The organism is Chromobacterium sp. ATCC 53434 (assembly GCF_002848345.1).
Taxonomy (GTDB): Bacteria; Pseudomonadota; Gammaproteobacteria; order Burkholderiales; family Chromobacteriaceae; genus Chromobacterium.
This window is the reverse complement of sequence record NZ_CP025429.1, coordinates 4,033,061-4,051,654: the sequence shown is the minus strand read 5'-3', so window position 1 is coordinate 4,051,654 and position 18,594 is coordinate 4,033,061. Positions and strand designations below refer to the sequence as shown.

General features: G+C 58.3%; 16 protein-coding genes, 1 tRNA gene and 1 pseudogene. 13 read left to right on the top strand and 5 right to left on the bottom strand.

Going from position 1 to position 18,594, the window contains the following annotated elements; translation table 11 throughout:
* Positions 1-39 precede the first annotated feature (39 nt).
* The 3 genes from CXB49_RS17880 (at position 40) to CXB49_RS23730 (ending at position 5,035) form a co-directional block, all read left to right on the top strand.
* Positions 40-1,998, top strand: a complete 1,959-nt coding sequence (locus CXB49_RS17880) for an ATP-dependent endonuclease (RefSeq protein WP_101709636.1) — start codon at positions 40-42, stop codon at positions 1,996-1,998.
* Positions 1,995-3,887 carry a UvrD-helicase domain-containing protein gene (locus tag CXB49_RS17875; RefSeq protein ID WP_101709635.1) on the top strand — a complete coding sequence of 631 codons (1,893 nt, stop codon included), beginning with the start codon at positions 1,995-1,997 and terminating at the stop codon, positions 3,885-3,887. Before CXB49_RS17880 ends, CXB49_RS17875 begins: the two co-directional genes overlap by 4 nt.
* A 98-nt stretch (positions 3,888-3,985) precedes the next feature.
* Positions 3,986-5,035: a hypothetical protein gene (locus CXB49_RS23730; RefSeq protein WP_158300939.1), complete on the top strand. Its 1,050-nt coding sequence runs from the start codon at positions 3,986-3,988 to the stop codon at positions 5,033-5,035.
* A 233-nt stretch (positions 5,036-5,268) separates the two neighbouring features.
* Here the strand turns inward: CXB49_RS23730 and CXB49_RS17855 are convergent, their stop codons facing one another.
* Positions 5,269-5,448: a hypothetical protein gene (locus tag CXB49_RS17855; RefSeq protein WP_101709631.1), complete on the bottom strand. Its 180-nt coding sequence runs from the start codon at positions 5,446-5,448 to the stop codon at positions 5,269-5,271.
* A gap of 51 nt (positions 5,449-5,499) precedes the next feature.
* Here CXB49_RS17855 and CXB49_RS17850 point away from each other — a divergent pair, with 51 nt between their 5' ends.
* Entirely contained in the window at positions 5,500-5,805 is a 306-nt protein-coding gene (locus CXB49_RS17850; protein ID WP_101709630.1) for a DUF3892 domain-containing protein, read from the top strand.
* 59 nt (positions 5,806-5,864) lie between these two features.
* On the opposite strand, the gene CXB49_RS17845 is transcribed toward CXB49_RS17850, so the two are convergent.
* Genes CXB49_RS17845 through CXB49_RS17830 form a run of 4 tightly spaced genes read right to left on the bottom strand, consistent with a single transcriptional unit; the run spans position 5,865 to position 10,466 of the window.
* Positions 5,865-7,022 carry a TniQ family protein gene (locus CXB49_RS17845; RefSeq protein ID WP_101709629.1) on the bottom strand — a complete coding sequence of 386 codons (1,158 nt, stop codon included), beginning with the start codon at positions 7,020-7,022 and terminating at the stop codon, positions 5,865-5,867.
* A 3-nt stretch (positions 7,023-7,025) separates the two neighbouring features.
* Positions 7,026-7,916 carry a TniB family NTP-binding protein gene (locus CXB49_RS17840; protein WP_101709628.1) on the bottom strand — a complete coding sequence of 297 codons (891 nt, stop codon included), beginning with the start codon at positions 7,914-7,916 and terminating at the stop codon, positions 7,026-7,028.
* A gap of 11 nt (positions 7,917-7,927) precedes the next feature.
* Entirely contained in the window at positions 7,928-9,799 is a 1,872-nt protein-coding gene (locus CXB49_RS17835; protein ID WP_101709627.1) for a Mu transposase C-terminal domain-containing protein, read from the bottom strand.
* A 1-nt stretch (position 9,800) separates the two neighbouring features.
* Positions 9,801-10,466 (bottom strand): TnsA endonuclease N-terminal domain-containing protein, encoded by a 666-nt coding sequence (locus CXB49_RS17830; RefSeq protein WP_101710762.1) that lies wholly within the window; start codon positions 10,464-10,466, stop codon positions 9,801-9,803.
* Positions 10,467-10,515: 49 nt separating this feature from the next.
* Between CXB49_RS17830 and CXB49_RS17825 the strand changes: the two are divergent.
* The 9 genes and pseudogenes from CXB49_RS17825 to cyoE form a co-directional block, all read left to right on the top strand.
* Positions 10,516-11,184 (top strand): annotated as a pseudogene (locus tag CXB49_RS17825) (ATP-binding protein); the annotation flags it as partial.
* A 68-nt stretch (positions 11,185-11,252) separates the two neighbouring features.
* The gene (locus tag CXB49_RS17820; RefSeq protein WP_101709625.1) at positions 11,253-12,017 is read left to right on the top strand and encodes an SPOR domain-containing protein; all 765 of its coding nucleotides are present in this window, start codon (positions 11,253-11,255) and stop codon (positions 12,015-12,017) included.
* A 28-nt stretch (positions 12,018-12,045) separates the two neighbouring features.
* A complete protein-coding gene (locus CXB49_RS17815) occupies positions 12,046-12,657 on the top strand; it encodes a thiol:disulfide interchange protein DsbA/DsbL (protein ID WP_101709624.1) in 612 nt (203 codons plus the stop codon).
* 105 nt (positions 12,658-12,762) lie between these two features.
* Positions 12,763-12,839: transfer RNA gene (locus tag CXB49_RS17810), tRNA-Met, on the top strand.
* Positions 12,840-13,650: 811 nt separating this feature from the next.
* Entirely contained in the window at positions 13,651-14,589 is a 939-nt protein-coding gene (cyoA, locus tag CXB49_RS17805; RefSeq protein ID WP_101709623.1) for a ubiquinol oxidase subunit II, read from the top strand.
* 6 nt (positions 14,590-14,595) lie between these two features.
* Positions 14,596-16,638: a cytochrome o ubiquinol oxidase subunit I gene (cyoB, locus tag CXB49_RS17800; protein ID WP_101709622.1), complete on the top strand. Its 2,043-nt coding sequence runs from the start codon at positions 14,596-14,598 to the stop codon at positions 16,636-16,638.
* 15 nt (positions 16,639-16,653) lie between these two features.
* Complete coding sequence (gene cyoC / locus CXB49_RS17795) at positions 16,654-17,265, top strand: cytochrome o ubiquinol oxidase subunit III (RefSeq protein WP_101709621.1); 612 nt, start codon at positions 16,654-16,656, stop codon at positions 17,263-17,265.
* Positions 17,265-17,585 (top strand): cytochrome o ubiquinol oxidase subunit IV, encoded by a 321-nt coding sequence (gene cyoD / locus CXB49_RS17790; RefSeq protein ID WP_101709620.1) that lies wholly within the window; start codon positions 17,265-17,267, stop codon positions 17,583-17,585. Before cyoC ends, cyoD begins: the two co-directional genes overlap by 1 nt.
* A gap of 21 nt (positions 17,586-17,606) precedes the next feature.
* Positions 17,607-18,515 (top strand): heme o synthase, encoded by a 909-nt coding sequence (cyoE, locus tag CXB49_RS17785; RefSeq protein WP_101709619.1) that lies wholly within the window; start codon positions 17,607-17,609, stop codon positions 18,513-18,515.
* Positions 18,516-18,594: the final 79 nt, after the last annotated feature.

Below are 18,594 nucleotides of genomic sequence, written 5' to 3'. Positions count from 1 at the left end.
ACGAGCTTTAAGTTTTGGCAGCCAGATAAGAGGGAAGTTATGCATATTGAACGGTTAGAGCTAGCTAATTTCCGTTGTTTTGGACCAGATACTACAAGTATTGACCTGCGCCCGGATCTCACCGCGTTGATAGGAGACAATGGGACTGGTAAAACCGCAGTGTTTCAAGCGTTGCAACGGCTATTCGGCGTTACAGCGGATCAACGTCGCGTACGTAAGCAGGACTTCCACATCCCCTGCGATGAGGCCGATCGTCCCGCCTCTCGTACACTGACACTGGAGGCCATTATTGCCTTTCCCGAGCTCGATGAGGACGGCGATGCTCCTGCGATCCCCGAGTTTTTTCGGCATATGGCCGCCGACGACGAGGGTAACCTCAAGTGTAGGTTGCGTTTGCAGGCGACATGGACAGACGATGGTACCCTTGATGGCAACATAGAAGAATCCTATTGCGCAATCCAAACTTTCGGGGACTTCGACGAAGGCGACATACAGCAGCTACGGGGCACAGACCGCTCACGAATCCAACTGTTTTATATTCCCGCAACTAGGGATGGCGCATCTCAAGTCGCAGCATTTGTACGTGGGAGACTCTGGCGAGCAATCAACTGGTCCACTACCGTTCGGGACTCTTTAGCAAGTGCTGGGAATGAGGTTAATGAGGCTTTTTCCACTGAAGTGGCCATCTCTGCCATCGGCCAAGCGGTGACCGAGCGCTGGCAGCAGCTTTACTCCGCAGGAACAGATACTTCACCGATCTTTCGGCCGGTTGATACCAGGTGGCAGGAGTTCATACGAAAAGTTGAGGTCGTCTTTCACCCCACAGAGGATGGTCAAGATAGGGCGCTTGATGACTTGAGCGATGGGCAACGGTCGTTATTTCACTTGGCCATGGCCGCAGCAACTCTCGACATTGAAGCACAACTTGCAAGCGAAGATGCCCCAGGGGGGTTCGTTGAGAATGGGGTGCCGTTGCCTGTCCTGACTATTGTTGCGGTTGAGGAGCCAGAAAACAACCTGGCGCCGTTTTACCTTTCACGCATCATCAAGCAGGTCCAGGAAATTGCCGCGAGAAGTAATGCCCAAGCCATGATTTCGAGCCATTCTCCGAGTATCATGAGCCGAGTATCCCCCACATCGGTAAGGCACTTTCGTCTTGATATCGCGAGTCGTACCTCACGGATCCGGCAAATAGTTCTCCCGATTGGTGATGAGGATGCGTCAAAGTTTGTACGCGAAGCTGTTCGCGCATACCCGGAATTGTACTTCGCACGCTTTGTGATTCTTGGCGAGGGAGCAACAGAGGAGGTCGTTCTGCCTCTCTTGGCAAAGGCACGAGGCTTCCCTATTGACCGGTCGTTCGTGGCTGTCGTCCCCTTGGGAGGTCGGCATGTCAATCACCTATGGCGCTTGCTGGTGGGCCTAGAGGTTCCATACGCAACGTTGCTCGATCTCGACTGGGGCCGCAGCGGCGGTGGTTATGGACGAATTAAGACCACGTGTGAGCAGCTGCTCAGTGCTGGAGTCTCAGGGGAAGCGCTCTTTAAAAATACGCTCAGCCCCAATGGGCCCGAGCAAAACATCGCAAACTTTGATGGTCATTCCCCAGATGACATACAAGGGATCCGTAGTTGGGTCAGATGGCTAAGCCAATTTCAGGTTTACTTCTGCGACCCGTTGGATCTCGATTTCACAATGTTGCAGGCTTACAGTGCAGCGTATCAAGAATTGGATGATGGGATGCGTGGTCCTGCCGCGCGTGGCGAGCCCCGAGATTCCGTGCTGGGTACTGACGGGTGCCCAGAGTTTTATGACGCTTCCTACGATGAGCCGCTGAAATGGTATCGTTATCTGTTCCTTGGACGAGGAAAGCCGAGTACGCACGTTAGAGTACTGAGCAAGATCGAACCAGATCAGTTGGCTGCCACCATTCCTGAGCCTTTGAACAGCCTACTGATTTCGGTTCAGCGAATTATCGAACAGGCGGCAGCGCGATGACCTGGAGGCCCATTGCACCGGAAAATTGGCGCCCGATAGGTATTCCGGATCTAGAGCCAAATGCTTGGAACGCACTCCGTCAGGAGACATCGACATCCGTGGTGGCTGGGCCAGGAGCAGGAAAATCGGAGTTCCTCGCTCAGCGAGCAGTCTATTTGCTAGAGACCGGAGTCTGCCAAGCCCCACAGCAGATTCTGGCGATCTCCTTTAAAACAGATGCCGCCGCGAATCTTGCTGCACGTGTGCGTAAGCGCTGTCCGCCTGAACTAGCTGGACGGTTTACTTCGCTCACGTTTGACGCTTTCACAAAAAGCCTTGTGGATCGCTTCCACGCAACGATACCTACACCTTGGCGACCAACGCGCCCCTACGATATTGCCACTCTTAATCGGCAAGCCGTCGAAAATGAGCTCAATCGCATCCGCGACTTGGCCCCACCTAACTGGCAGCACGACATTGCTCGATTCTTACCCGGGGCTTTTGAGTCAGAAGTAGTGGGTAGCATGCGTCTTCCTGCTCGGGAGCCCAATGTTCGTTCAGCGAGGGGCTTTGCAGTACATCAATGGTGGTTAGCGCAATTGACAGCCGAGCCGAATTCAAAGTTGACCTTTGTCAGTCTAAATCGGCTCGCCGAATTGGTTGTCAGAGCTAATCCAAAAATCGCGCGAGCTCTTCGTACTACGTATCCATTTGTATTTGTGGACGAGTTTCAGGATACGACTTATGCACAATATGACTTCTTGCTGTCCGTGTTTGGTGGCAGCTCTACGATTGTGACCGCAGTTGGCGATCACAAGCAGCGAATCATGGGATGGGCAGGGGCTCGCAATGATGCCTTCCAGCAGTTTAATCAGGATTTTTGTGCACACTCCGAGAACTTGCTGTTCAATTTCCGCTCATCGCCAGAGTTGGTACGAGTCCAACATTGTGTTGCCCGAGCATTGGATCCGCAGGCACAGCCCATGCAATCGCGTGCACCCGCACTTTTGGCTAGGGATGTCGTTCAGGTATGGAGGAGCACCTCGCGCCAGATGGAGGGGCAGCGTCTTGTTCAATGGCTTGTTCAAGACATGGCCGATCGTGGAAAGCAGCCTCGTGACTATGTCTTGTTGGTTCGGCAACTGCCCAATAATTTCGAGGAGGAACTTCAACCGTTGTTTCAGGCAGTTGGCCTGAGTTTGCGCAATGAGAGCCGTGCTGTCGGCCGTACTACCGTTCAAGATCTGTTGGCCGATGATGCGATTGCAATCGCCGTGGCAGCTTTGCGACTGGGTTCTGGGCCGCGGAACGCCGCTGCCTGGTCCACACTGTCAAGCGCGGTGTACTCGCTTCGAGGGGCCAGCGAGGGCGATGAGGTTCTAAGGCACCGCACCGACAAAGATCTAAAGGCCTTTCTCAGTCAACTTGGCACAGTTATGCGCGGGTCTGGTCCATCAGCAGAGTCTGTCGACGAAGTCACGCGAATTATTTTTGAATACCTGGATATCCCCGCGTTAAAGCGAGTGTACGTTGCCTATGCGCGCAACGACCTTCTGGAAATCATGATAGAAGGGTTCTTGAGGCATCTTAAGCATTCTGCTGAAGGGGTAATTACTTGGCCACAGTGCATTGACCGATTCGTTGGTACGAATGATATTCCACTGATGACAGTGCATAAGAGTAAAGGTCTGGAGTACGATACGACGGTCTTTATCGGATTGGATGACCAGTCTTGGTGGACCCATACACCAGGGAATCCAGATGGAGTTGCCACCTTTTTTGTCGCGCTCTCCCGTGCAAAGCAGCGCGCAATCTTCCTATTCTGTGAGCACCGTGGAGGCAGGCGAAAAGTCGCCGATCTTTACCAACTTTTGGCGGATGCTGGAGTTGAGGAGGTGGGGCCAGAATGAATGTCTGGTTTGTAGGGCAAAAAGCTCAGGTCTGTCGCACTGAATTGCTTGGTGCCGCAAATACCAATTTTAGCTAGTCGATGGTGTGGTATTTAAAAATGACAATTGATGAAAAAAAGACTCGCATTAGAGAGAGGCTATTTAATAAAACAGGGGAAGGGTTTCTTGAGTCAGATTTTTATGATAACGATATCTATACTGATTTGCATGACGAAGGGGTGCGTCTTTGTCTGCGGTATGCACCTGGGTTTGACTTTCTTTTTATTGATAGCCAAAGAAGGCAAGCAGCAGTCTTGCATGATGTAGAAGTAGTTTTAGTATACCGGGGCATGGTTGATCATTTGCTTAATCTTTCCTCTATGCTCTCTGCGGTTACACCCACGCCTGGATCTTTAGAAAATAAAAGTCTTCCTCTTCCGTGGAAGGGGAGCTCAACCTTTTGGTTAGAGATAAGTCCATTCGATTGGGAAAATGGATCTTATTGGTGGCTGCATAATGACGACCATAAACTTATATTTAATTACTATCTCAAGAACTTATTTAGATTTATTGTTCTTCATGAGCTTGGGCATGCTTATCACAGGCATGGCTGGCGGCGAAAAAATACCAGCTCAAATGATTTGGGAATTGAACATGTCGCGCCGAATGTTCATGAAGTACTGCAAAGTGAGGAATCACGTAGTGACGTTAATCGAATTGCAGGGCATGCAAGAGAGATTGTCGCAGATACTTTTGCGTTTTGTGAATTAACTAAAATCTGCAGGGTGGAGGCAATTGATCCTACGGAAGATATATATAGCTTGCCCCCTATTGTTTGTGGTTTTGCAACTTCCCTTTTAGTTGTAGGGCCATATTTTTGGAGTATGGGGTTAGTCAGGGAGATGAACGAGGATGCTCAAATAAATCAATATCCTACTCATGCATTCCGTCTCCAGGCAATAGAAAGTGATGCATTGCGGTTTGCGGATGAAATTAACTTCCCGTATGGGCTCGAAATCTTGCATGGCGCTATGAAAACCACAGTCAGTTATATAGAAAAAATCTCCGGCGATCAAAGCTATCTCCATTGGCGTTTAAAAATGAATGATCACCAGCATAGCGAACATTATAATTTAGTAATTAATGAGAAGGCTAAATGGGAAAATTAGAAATCAAGAAGCATGATGTGGATGGGAAAGGAGCTGCATTAGGTCTGTCCGATAGGCATTTTACTGGCATGGAGTCACAATCTCTCGTCAACTTTTTGCACGGAGTTGCCTGGTAAGTCGTCGGTAGCCTCAGCTCTATGAATTGCTCAACTGAAAGAGCCGGCTGTAGCTGGTGGATGGATAGCAGGCCGCCAAACCCTTGCGTCTGGCCTAAAGGGCGAGTCCCGCGCCTCTTAGTCGGACTTCGAACGCTGTAGTAGCGTGGCGCGCTTGAGGGCGAAGTAGTGTTTGGCCTCTTCATCCGGAATGCCAGGGCGCGGATCGTCCAGCGCAGCCTGGACGGCTTGGCGAACGTATTCGTCATAAGAAATCGTAGATTCGAGGGTGGGGGGGATCTGCTCTGGCAGTGACATGGGGTCTTCTCCTGACTTTCGCTTTTAGTGTATTTCAAAAAGGGGCTTCACATGGCAATAACACTTAAGTGTACAGCGCGTCGTATGGCCGGTGGCGCAGGTCATGAGCACATCAGTCATCTCTGGTGGGACCGCGTAGAAGACGGCAAGAGAGTGTTGGAAAGCGGATACTTTACTCGGGATCAGATGGTCGCCTACATCGAGAAGAACGGGAATACCTCGGTGTGGTGTCCGGACCGTAATCCACAACTTCGAGGTGCCTGGGTCCATGTCCACAGCAACGGGCGTATCAAGTACGTCCAGACCGTCGCGGATGGTCGCAAGACGGACAACCTGCTGGCATTGCCGTTGAAGTAAGCTTGCTACGTCGAGATTTTGAGTGCGCCGATACTCAGCAGGGTATCGGCGTTTTTTCGTCAACGCAGGGCTTTGTTATGCCTATCCCAGTGTTTCCATACCAGCTGCATGCAGTCGGGCGTGAGTCCCAGGAGGTTGACCAGCGCGCGTGGCGTAACCTCCAGTCCATGCGCCTGCAGGTATCGCCCTGCGCTCCGGGTCTCTGCAGCATTGGGCAGGTAGCGGCGCCGATCCAGGTGTGTGTCCGCCACGCTGGCTAGCCAGAACGGCAACTGTTCAACGCGTTCAGCCAGCCGGGAGCGGGTAAAGTGAGCTTGGGTACAGAGGGAGAGGAAGCGAGTTGGCCAGTCTTCCAGCAACCAGGCGATGGCGAGCAGCAAGATGAGGCGCGCGGTGGGCGGCTGGTATTCGAACTCATCGTGTTGACCAGGTGGATACCACGGGATCTCCACACCCAGCGCATCCCCGAGGTGCTTGCGTAGTTGCCACCCGTTTCGGCCGCTCAATACGCTGATCAAGGCACGTACACCGATGAAAAACGGCAGGCTGCAGGGCGGGGTTCGCGGGCCACACTCCCAAGAGTCGTGCTCGATTGCCGCGATTAGGTGCCGCAACCGCTGCCAGGATGGCCTGTCTGGCCAAGGGTAGTGGTGCGGACTCATGCTTGCGAGATCGAAGTGGCAATGGCTGCAGAGCCGTAGCGACTCATCGTCAACCATCTTTCGGCGCCCAATCCCATGACGATGAAAGGCAATGGGTGCGTGGCACGACGGGCAGCATTCCTCCATCATGCATTGATGGTGCTCGCAGATGACGTATAGAGCCAGCCGCCATTTGAGGTGGTAGTAAGTTACTGGAGATTGGGCTAGACACAGCGGACAGAACTGCATGCCAGGACGTTTGCGCTCACGATGATAGACCCCGACCGGGCGCACCCAGGACCAATGACCGGTGACCGGCTTTTCGAATAACTGGCCTTGGTGGGAGAGCAGCGTTAACGTCTGCAGTTCGGCTACAGAGTGGCCGGTATGGCGTGCCAACAGCGTCAGAAGCTGGAGCGGTGGGTCGCGATCTGTATCGCGACTCCAGATTGGTGTGTGGTAGCCCAGCAGCTTGTCGTAAAAGGTGTGGAGCATGAAGCCGTTGGTGAATGCCAGCCGTACCATCCAGGAAGAGAGTATCTCCCCTGGGCGCGGCTGGGGGTGTATCGGCAGCATGGTTTAGATATGGGCAGCCTGGCGGGTACGGTCGCTGGGCGAGACGTAGCCGCAGGCATTCAACGTCTCCGCGGTGAGTTGCTCCTCACCCTGGCGCAGAGCATAAACCGCTGCCTGGTTGAGCAGCATCGACAGCTCGCCGATAGTGCCTTCGCACATGGCGAGGATCTTGGAAGCCAGCATTGCCTCGTGCAGGTTGGACGGCTGCTGCAGCGGCAGTACGCGCTCAAACGACATCAGTAGCTGGCGGAACGCCTTGTCCATCTGCCACTTCGGCAGCAGCTCCGGCAGGAAGCGGTTCTGGATCTGCGGATCGACGCTGACCGCGCGCAGCAGGTCGCCGGTGCCGCAGCCGACAATCGAAATCTGCAGCTCGTTGCCCAAAAACTTGATCATGTTGAGGAACTGCTGTTGTTTCACCGACGAGCCGGCCAGCACGTTGTGCAGTTCGTCGATGATCAGCACCTTCAGCTGAATGCCACGTAGTACGCGAATCACCTGGGCGCGCTTGGCATCGGTGGACGAGGTCGGCACGCTTTCGAATAGCGCATTGAGGATGCCCGAATAGAAGCCGGCCTCACTGGGTGTGGGCGGTGCCTGGACGTAGATCACCGGCGCAATCATGTATTCGCCGCCGGGGTTTTCTTCCGCGGGGTGGTGTTGGGCGAAGTGCTGGATCAGCCTAGTCTTGCCGTTATTGCTGCCGCCGATCAGCAGCATATTGGGCATGCGCGCCTCGCGCGGGTGGTGCACCAAGTCTTCCAGCTTGGCCAGGATGTCCTGAGCCCGCGGATAGCCAATCCAGCGCGGCCGCTTTAGCCAGGTGATGCGGCTGGCCACATCCAGTACGGCCTGCTCGGCCGTACTGGGGTGGAGGTGAGGGTATGCGCTCATGATGGGTCTCCCTAACCGAGCTGGATATCGCTGAAGGGTTGGATATCGTCGTCATTGGTAGTCGGCAGCACCGGGGGCTGCGGCGCCGGCATGGCCGTCGCATGCACGCCGGTCCAGCCATTACGTCGCTCTGCCATGCGGCGTTTGCGCTTTTCCGTTGCGCGCTGTTGCTTGGCCAGCCGGGTTTTTTCGACAGCCTCGGCCTCGATCTCGCGCATCCGGCGAATGCCCTGGAAGATCATCTCTTCGTCGACGTGGCTGACTGGATCCTGCTTCAGCCGCTGCAGCGTCGCGCGCAGCTCCCACAGGCTGATGGCTGGTCGGGTGTTATTGAGATAGGGCACCGGGCTATAGCAGCGAGTTTCTGGATCCAGGAAATACACCACGCTGATGTCGCGCGGGTCGCGAGCGAACAGGAACTTGCGCCCCTTGCCGGTGGCGCGATCTTCGGACTCGACCCAGCGACGCAGGATCGGCGCGTAATAGTGGATGTTATCGATGACCACGCCGTGGCGCTGGATGGTGCGCTCGACATAGGGGGTGAAGTCGAGGCGGAAGTTCTCCTCATCCTCGATCGGTGCCGGCAGACCGATGCCCGGATGCTCGGCGGTGCCGTGGACGAACTGGTGATACAGCTTGATCGGCGGCACCTCGTTGATGCCCTTGTGCGCGCGGTGGTGGTAGCAGTAGGCTACGAAGACTGTGAACCACAGTTCCAGCTCGGCCAGCGTCATGCAGGCGCGGCCTTCCGAGTCGTAGTTCATCTTGGCCTGCACGTTCGAGAAGGTCGTGCCGGGCAGACTCTGGCACTCCCCCATGAAGGTGCGGAAGGCACGCTCGATGTGAGGGCCGTAGTTCGGTTGTCCCTTCGGGCGGTGCTCCAGGATGATCCCGTGTTGCTCGCAGGCGCGGTTGAGCATATTGCCGTGGAACTCTTTGGCATTGTCGACGTGGATCTTGCTCATCTTGCCGTAGACCGGCCACTCCGCGACGATGTCGCGTTTCGCCAGCCAATGCTCTTTGCGCATCACCGCGTGGGCCACGCACAAGCCGGCCGACAGCGAGCCCGGCGGATCCAGCGTCATCAGGAAACCGGCGACCATCTTGGTTGCTACATCCAGGGCCACGGTCAGATAGGGTCGGCCGATCGGCAAGCGGTGCGCCTCATCCACGATCACCACATCGACCTTGGTGTGGTCGATTTGCACCACTGCGTAGGGATAGTCGGCGCCGGGAAACTGGCCGCGGAGTGGTTCAAACTTCTCGCGTGCCCGCCGGGGGCTGTAGCGCTTGCTCAGCATCTCCCGCTGGTCGATGGCGTAGGCGCGCGCATAAACCGTGTTCTGATTGGGCGGATCCAGATCTGCCTCCTGGCAGGCCAGCTTGATCAGCTTGTACAGCTTGAGGACCGAGGGCCGCTCCTGCTTCAGGTAGTAATGCTGGATCTGCAGCGAAATGATCTGCTCCACCTCCTCAGGCAAGCGGCTGCCGCCCTTATCTGAGCGCGGTGTGCGTAGCAGAGAGGAAACTAGGCCGGTTTCTTCGAAGCGGTTGAGCCAGCGGTAGATGGTGACGAGGCTCTTGCCGGTGGCGTCGGCCACTCGCTGCACGTCCTGCGTGCTGCGGCCGGGCAGATCCAGCAAGGGGCGTATGCACTCGTAGCGCTGTACCGCCAAGTTCCAGTCCTTGTCCTTGGCCAGCAAGTGAGGGGCCGTAGGATCGGAAGACGAGGCCGGGGCAAGGCTGAGGTCGCTGACCGCGGCGATTTCGGTTTGCGCGCCATCGATGGTGCGCAGGATGGCATCGGAGAAGCCTTTCAGCTCCAGCACGATGGCGGCTTGATCGCGCCAGTAGACCACTTGGCCTGGGCGGATAGTTTTCATATCAGCACTCCTCCACTGGCCAGAGGCGGGAACGCATGGTCAGCGGCGCATTCAAGTCGCAGCCGATGGCGCCGATCGCCACCAGATGCCAAAGTGTGGGGATCAGCCGGGCGCGGTTGTTGGCATCGCGGCAAAGGGCAAACAGCAGCATCTCCGGATCCGTTTCATCGAGATCCCAGAGCACCTGGAGAATCTGCCGACGGGTATCCGGTGACGGGCTCTGCTCCAGATAGCGCCAGAGGAATTTGGCGTTGTCGAGGTAGGGGGTACGAATTTCGCGCTCGGTGAAAACTTCGAAGCGCCACCCTTGGTCCAAGGCATACGCTTTTGCTGCACGGAACTTGCGGAGCAGGTTTCGCCAGTCCTGTCGGAAGTCGGCACGATACTTGACCTCGTACAATACGGGTTGCGGGGTCAACGACGCTGTCGGCTTGAACTGGATCAGGCCATCCGGTGTGTAGGTACGCATTTTACCGAACTGGTCGAAATACCCGATGGTGACGGGCTGTGCGGTAAAATATTCGACACTGGGGTCGAAGCGCAGGATCTCCATGAGATCGCGCTCCAAGGTAGACTCGTAGTCGCCCAGCAGCGGAACCATGCCGGTTACACTACGGCTGTTGTAGACGATGTCCCTGACTGGGGTGTATCGCTGGAGATGGTTCATTTGCATGCTCCGTCGGAAACTTCACTAATTTTTGCATTTATTTGTAGAAATTACAGGCGGCGGCGATCCCCGGCCCGGTGAAATCAGCCTGGCGCATCATGGCGTGCTGTTTCTCGACGAGCTGCCGGAATTCGACCGCAAGGTGCTGGAAGTGCTGCGCGAGCCGATGGAAAGCGGCGTGATCCACATTTCGCGCGCGGCTCGCCAGGCCAGTTTCCCGGCGCGCTTCCAGCTGGTGGCGGCGATGAATCCGTGTCCCTGCGGCTATCACGGCCATCCGTCGGGCCGCTGCCAGTGCACGCCCGAGCAAGTGGGGCGATATCGCGGTAAAATCTCCGGTCCGCTGCTCGATCGCATCGACTTGCAGATCGAGGTGCCGGCGCTGAGCGCCGCCGAACTGCAGCAGGCTGCGCCCGGGGAGTCGAGCGCGGTGGTCCGTCAGCGGGTCGAAGAGGCCCGGCTTCGCCAGCAGCAGCGGCAGGGCTGCCTGAACGCCGCCTTGCAGGGCGCGGAGCTGGAGCGGCACTGCCAGGGCGATGAAGCGGCGCTGGCCCTGCTGGCCGAGGCCTTGCCGCGGCTTGGCTTGTCGGCGCGCGCGTATCATCGGATACTGCGGGTTTCGCGCACCATCGCCGACTTGGAACAGGCCGAACGGATCGGCCGCGGCCATGTCCTGCAGGCGATCCAGCTGCGGCGCATGATGCCGGGCGGCGCCTGACAAAGAAATTGATCAATCCAGCCCGGACGGCGCGTCGCCGCCCGGACAGACAACAGCGGTAGTGGTGAATGGCTAATCGAGATCTGAAAAACTCCCCTCGTCCGTCGCGCGGACGCGGCAACTCGTCTTCCTCGTCGCGTGGCGGCGGCGGCATGCTGGCCGGCATCATCATCGGCCTGATCGTCGGCGTCGCGGTGGCGGTGGGGCTGGCGATGTATCTCAACCGCTCGCCGGCGCCGTTCCAGGCCAAGAACGCTCACAAGCCCGAGACCTCGCAGCCGCCGACCGAGTTGCTGGCGCCGGGCACCCGCATTGCCGACGCCGCCTCGGCCGCCGCGCCTGCGGCGCAGCCGGCGGCCCAGGCGCAGCCTCAGGCGACGCTGGATTCCGGCGACAGCATACCGTTGCCGCCGCCGGTCCAGCCGCACGAGGCCAAGCCCGAGTCCAAGCCCAAGCCGGCCGCGCCGGCGGCCCAGGCCAAGAGCGACAAGAACGACCAGCGCTTCGACTTTTACAAGATACTGCCGGGGCAGGTCGACGCGGTAACGTCGGACGCCAAGAGCGGACGTTCGTCGGAACCTTCGTCGTCGGCCGCTGCCAAACGGGTTTATTTGCAGCTGGGCGCGTTCCAGAACCAGGACGACGCCGACAACCTGAAGGCCAAGCTGGCCTTGCTGGGCGTCGAGGCCAAGATCCAGTCGGTCAATGTGCCGGACAAGGGGATGGTGCACCGGGTGCGGGTGGGGCCGTTGAGCCGCCAGGACGAGGTGGACCGCTTGCGCGCGCAATTGAAGCAGGACGGCATCAACGCCAATGTGGTGAAGGCCGAGTAGTCCTTATTTGAACATACGGGAAAACAAGATGAAGAAATGGTTGCTGTTGATGTTGCTGGCGGTGAGCGGCATGGCGAATGCCGCCATCGAACTGGGCAAGGACTACACGATGCTGAGCACGCCTCAGCCGGTGGCCAATCCCAAGAAGGTGGAAGTGATCGAGTTCTTTTCCTATCACTGCATCCATTGCTACGACGATGATCCGGCCCTCAACGCCTGGTCCAAGACCCTGCCGGCCGACGTGAGCTTCCGCAAGGAGCAGATCGTGTGGCAGAAGTCGATGGAAGGCTTCGCGCGCATGTTCGCCACGTTCAACGCCACCGGCACCTTCGACAAGCTGCACCGCGCCGCTTTCGAAGCCCAGATCAAGCAGCGCGTGAACCTGGCCGACGCCGACCAGTTCCAGAAGTGGATCAAGCAACAGAAGGGCGTAGACAGCGCCAAGCTGCTGCAGACCTACAACTCCTTCGGCATCAACGCCCAGGTGGCGCGCGCGACCAAGATCACCCGCGACTACCAAATCCAGGGCACGCCGACCGTGATCGTCAACGGCAAGTACGTGGTGGTGACCAGCACGCCGGAGCGGATGATCCAGGTGATGAACGAACTGATAGCCAAGGCCCGCGCCGAGAAGAAGTAAGCGCGCGGAGCAGTGGACGGGGCGGCCTGGCCGCCCTTTTTCATTGCTTGGCGAAAATAGTTGTTGACGAGGTGGCGCTATCGATTTAATATGCAACCTCTCTGACGCGGGGTGGAGCAGTCTGGTAGCTCGTCGGGCTCATAACCCGAAGGTCGTAGGTTCGAATCCTGCCCCCGCAACCAAGTATTCCCGAAAAGCCGAATCGAAACGATTCGGCTTTTTGCATTTCAGCCGGGCAAATCCTGCGCGCATCGCGCCGGGTCCTCGGAGCCTGTTCAAAGTCGGCCAGCAGTTTCTGCGCGCAAACCCGCAAATATCGCCACTCGATTGCGGATGTCCAAGCAATCCCTGCAGGCAGATCTTGCGTTATCCTGCAAGATTTGTTCGCTTGTGGCGATGCCCTGTCTCGGTTCCGAACTTTTTTGTAACAGTTTGCAATGTCGCGCATGACGATATCACGTTAAGTACATTGTCTTAAACCGTTGTTGCGGTTATAGATTTTCCCGAACGCCCATCTTGATGCGCATCAATCAATTCGCATATCTTGCCGCCGACCGCTTTTGATCCTGGTCAAGACCCTTGAAATATCAGGCAAAAATGTTTCTAATACGCCCGCTTGTCACGTGTGCTGCGACGATTTGCCGCAGCGCAGTACGGGGCAGGCGCAGATGTTAGTGTTTGCCGAATTCCTGTCTTGCCGCGCCGCGCCCCGGCGCCTCACTCGGACAGTGGAGCTTCAGCTGTCACGTCATCGCCCGGAAGCGATTGTGGAGTCGCTTCCATCCGGCGCGTATCCGCCGTGGAAACGGATGCGCGCCGGCGATTCGCGGAACCCGCGAGCCCTGAAAGTCTGTCGTTTCGCCTGATGGCGCCTTTTCCCGAAATCCGGGAAGAGGGGTCGTCTGTTGAACATTTCGCTGGCGTTGGAGCATGGCTCGCAACGCCTGTTGCGCATCGGCGCGTTGAAGAATTTTTAACCCGTAAAGTCGTAAGATGAGAAACCATAGACCCTCCCGCCTGTTGTGGGGGCTTTCTCCGCTCGTCGCACTGCTCTCCGGTTGTCAAGGCGGTATCCTTGACCCCAAGGGCCCGGTGGCGGCGGACCAGAAGTCCCTGATCATCACGGCAACCGCGCTGATGCTGCTGGTGGTCATTCCGGTGATCGTGATGACGCTGTTCTTCGCCTGGAAGTACCGCGCGAGCAACACGGACGCCGCCTACGAACCGAAATGGTCGCACTCGACCAAGATCGAGATCGTGGTGTGGCTGATTCCCTGCATCATCATCGCCTTCCTGGCGACGCTGACCTGGAAGAGCACGCACAAGCTCGATCCTTATCGTCCGCTGGATTCGGCCGTCAAGCCGATACAGGTGCAGGTGGTGGCGCTGAACTGGAAGTGGTTGTTCATCTATCCGGAGCAGCAGATCGCCTCGGTCAATGAGCTGGTGTTCCCGAGCAATGTCCCGGTGAGCTTCAAGATCACCTCCGACGCGGCGATGAACGCTTTCTTCATCCCGCAGCTGGGCGGTCAGATCTACGCGATGGCCGGCATGCAGACTCAGTTGCACCTGATGGCGGAAGAGCCGGGCACCTACAAGGGTTTCTCGTCCAATTACAGCGGCGCCGGTTTCTCCGGCATGAAATTCAACGCGATCGCCACCAAGACTCCGGCCGAGTTCGACGCCTGGGTGGCCAAGGTGAAGGCCTCCGGCAAGACGTTGGACGCGCCGTCCTACCTGCAGCTGTTGAAGCCCAGCGAGAACAACCCGGTCAACTATTACGCGTCGACCACGCCGTATCTGTTCGAGGCCGTGGTGCACAAGTATATGGCGGGTCGTCCGTCGCTGGCGGATAGCGATGACGCCATCAAGCTGACCAAGATGACCAAAGAACTGTGCGCCGCGATCACGCCGCCGGTTGTCAAGGAGTAACGATTGATGTGGTTAGGTAAACTGACTCTGGACGCGATCCCGTACCATGAGCCCATCATCATGGGGGCGCTTGGCGGCGCCGGCCTGATGGGGCTGATGCTGTTCGCGTTGATCACCAAGTTCGGCAAGTGGGGCTATCTCTGGAACGAGTGGCTGACCTCGGTCGATCACAAGAAAATCGGCGTGATGTACATCATCGTCGCCATGATCATGCTGTTGCGCGGCTTCGCCGACGCGCTGATGATGCGCACCCAGCTGGCGATGGCCACCGGCGGCGCCCATGGCGTGTTCCCACCGGAACACTATGACCAGATCTTCACCGCCCACGGCGTGATCATGATCATCTTCATGGCGATGCCGTTCATGACGGGTCTGATGAACATCGTGGTGCCGCTGCAGATCGGCGCGCGCGACGTGGCCTTCCCCTTCCTGAACTCGCTGAGCTTCTGGCTGCTGGTTTCGGCCGTGATCCTGGTCAACCTGTCGCTGGGCGTCGGCAACTTCGCCCGCACCGGCTGGGTGGCCTATCCGCCGCTGGCCGAACTGGGTTTCAGCCCCGACGTCGGGGTGGATTATTACACCTGGGCCTTGCAGATATCGGGCATAGGGACGACGCTGACCGCGATCAACTTCCTGGTGACCGTGATCAAGATGCGCGCCCCGGGCATGAAGCTGATGGAAATGCCGATCTTCACCTGGACCTGCACCTGGGCCAACGTGCTGATCGCCACCTCCTTCCCGATCCTGACCGGCGCGCTGGCGATGCTGAGTCTGGACCGCTACCTGGGCTTCCACTTCTTCACCGCGGAAGCCGGCGGCAACGCCATGATGTATCTGAACCTGTTCTGGGCCTGGGGCCACCCCGAGGTGTACATCCTGGTTCTGCCGGCGTTCGGCATCTTCTCCGAAGTGGTATCGACCTTCTCCGGCAAGCGCCTGTTCGGCCACAAGTCGATGATCTACGCCAGCGGCGCGATCTCCGTGCTGGGCTTCATGGTATGGCTGCACCACTTCTTCACGATGGGCTCCGGCGCCAACGTGAACGCCTTCTTCGGCATCGCGACGATGATCATCTCGATCCCGACCGGCGTGAAGCTGTTCAACTGGCTGTTCACCATCTACAAGGGCCGCCTGCGCTTTGAAACCCCGATCCTGTGGACGCTGGGCTTCATGGTGACCTTCTCGATCGGTGGCATGACCGGCGTGTTGCTGGCCGTGCCGGGCGCCGACTACGTGCTGCACAACAGCCTGTTCCTGATCGCCCACTTCCACAACACCATCATCGGCGGCGCCGTGTTCGGCTATCTGGCCGGCGTGTCGTTCTGGTTCCCGAAAGTGTTCGGCTTCAAGCTGAACGAAAAGCTGGGCAAGGCTTCGTTCTGGTTCTGGCAGCTGGGCTTCATGTTCGCCTTCATGCCGCTGTACGTGCTGGGCTTCCTGGGCATGACCCGTCGTCTGAACCACACCGACAATCCGGCTTGGGAGCCGTGGCTGTACATCGCCCTGTTCGGCGCGCTGCTGATCGCCGCCGGCATCGCCTGCCAGCTGCTGCAGATCGCCGTCAGCATTCGCGACCGCAAGAAGCTGGTCGACGAAACCGGCGACCCGTGGAACGGCCACACGCTGGAATGGTCCACGTCGTCCCCGGCTCCGTTCTACAACTTCGCCAAGTTGCCGCAAGTGCATGACATCGACGCCTTCACCGACATGAAGGAAAAGGGCGTGGCCTACGCGGTGCCGAAGTCGTACGAGCCTATCCACATGCCGCGCAACACCGCGATGGGCGTCTTCATCGGCGGCTTCACCACGGCGCTGGGCTTCGCGCTGATCTGGCACATCTGGTGGCTGGCCATCGTCGGCCTGGTCGGCATCGTCGGCTGCATGCTGGTTCGCGCCTACGACAACGACCTGGACTACTACGTGCCGGTGGACGAAGTGGAAGCGATCGAGCGCGCCCGCTTCGAGAAGCTGGGCATCGACGTCGACAACTACACCGAGCGTGATCAGGCCAAGCCGAAGAAGGCCGCCCGTCCGACCACGACCGCGTAACAGGCTGAATCCGACATGACGACTTATGTAAAAGAAGCGCACGGCGCGCATGAGGACCACGAGCACCACGACAGCGGTTCGCAGACCGTTCTGGGCTTCTGGTTCTACCTGATGACTGACTGCATTCTGTTCGCGACGGCGTTCGCGGCTTATGCGGTTCTGTTCCGCAACGTGGCGGAAGGCGTGTCCGGCAAGGAAATTTTCGAGCTGCCCTATGTGCTGGTCGAGACTGCGGCGCTGCTGCTGTCCTCCATCACCTACGGCTTTGCGATGATTGCCGGCCACAAGGGCAACAAGTCCGCCGTTCTCGGCTGGCTGGCCGTGACCTTCGCCTGCGGCGCCGCCTTTATCGGCCTGGAAATCAATGAGTTCCACCACCTGATCGCCGAGGGCCACGGCCCGCAGACCAGCGCCTTCCTGTCGGCCTTCTTCGGCCTGGTGGGTCTGCACGGCCTGCACGTGACCGCCGGTCTGATCTGGATGGCCGTGATGATGCTGGAAGTGGCGAAGACCGGCCTGACCGGCCGCGCCATGACCCGCCTGAACTGCCTGTCGCTGTTCTGGCACTTCCTCGACATCGTGTGGATCTGCGTGTTCACCGTCGTCTATCTGAAAGGAGCCATGTGATGAGTCACGCGCATGAGCAAGCGAATCACGGCAGCGTGAAAAGCTATATCGTCGGCTTCGTGCTGTCGGTGATCCTCACCGCCATCCCGTTCTGGATGGTGATGGGCGGCGCCTTCACCAAGCAGGCGACGCTGATCGGCATCTTCGCGCTGGCGGTGGTGCAGATCATCGTGCACCTGAAGTACTTCCTGCATCTGGACTTCAGCAAGGAAGGCAAGCTGAACACCTTCTCCTTCCTGTTCACCGGCATGGTGATCGTGTTGCTGGTCGGCCTGTCGATCTGGATCATCTACACCGCCGACGCGCTGATGATGCGCTGAGATCGTGTTGAGGAAACCGCTTTGAAGCTCAAACGCTATCTTCAGGTCACCAAGCCGGGCATCATCTTCGGCAACCTGATCTCGGCCGTCGGCGGTTTCCTGCTGGCGGCGCAGGGGCCGGTGGACTGGTGGCTACTGGCGGCCACCGTCATCGGCCTGTCGCTGGTGGTGGCCTCCGGCTGCGCCATCAACAACTGCATCGATCAGGACATCGACGCCAAGATGGCACGCACCCAGAAACGGGTGCTGGTCACCGGCGCGATGAGCACCAAGGCCGCGCTGGCGCACGGCGTGGTGCTGGGCCTGGCCGGCTTCGGCCTGCTGTGGTTCTGCACCAATCCGCTGGCGACCGGCTGTGTGCTGTTCGGTTTCGTGATCTATGTCGGCGTGTACAGCCTGTACATGAAGCGCAACTCGGTGTACGGCACCCTGGTCGGCAGCCTGTCCGGCGCGGTGCCGCCGGTGGCCGGCTATTGCGCCGTCACTGGCCGCTTCGACATGGGCGCGGCCATCCTGCTGGTGATGTTCAGCTTGTGGCAGATGCCGCACTCGTACGCGATCGCCATCTTCCGCTTCAAGGACTACGAGGCGGCCGGCATTCCGGTGCTGCCGGTGGTCAAGGGCATTTCCGCCGCCAAGCAGCAGATCGTGCTGTACATCCTGGCCTTCGCCGCCGCGACGGTGATGCTGGTATTCGGCGGTTACGCCGGCTACGGCTATCTGGCGGTGGCGGTAGCCACCAGCCTGTGGTGGCTGAAGATGGCCTTGTCCGGCTACAAGCGCGAAACCGATGATCGTGCCTGGGCGCGCCAGGTGTTCTTCTTCTCCATCATCACCATCACCTCGCTGAGCGTGATGATGGCGGTGGACGGGCAGACGCCGCCGCGCGGCCGCGCAGTGATGACGGCGGATGCAGGCATGCATCGCTGAAGCGAATCACGGCATCGATAGAAAACGGGGAGCAGCGCAAGCTGCTCCCCGTTTTTCATGTTTGGGCGGTTTGGGTGGG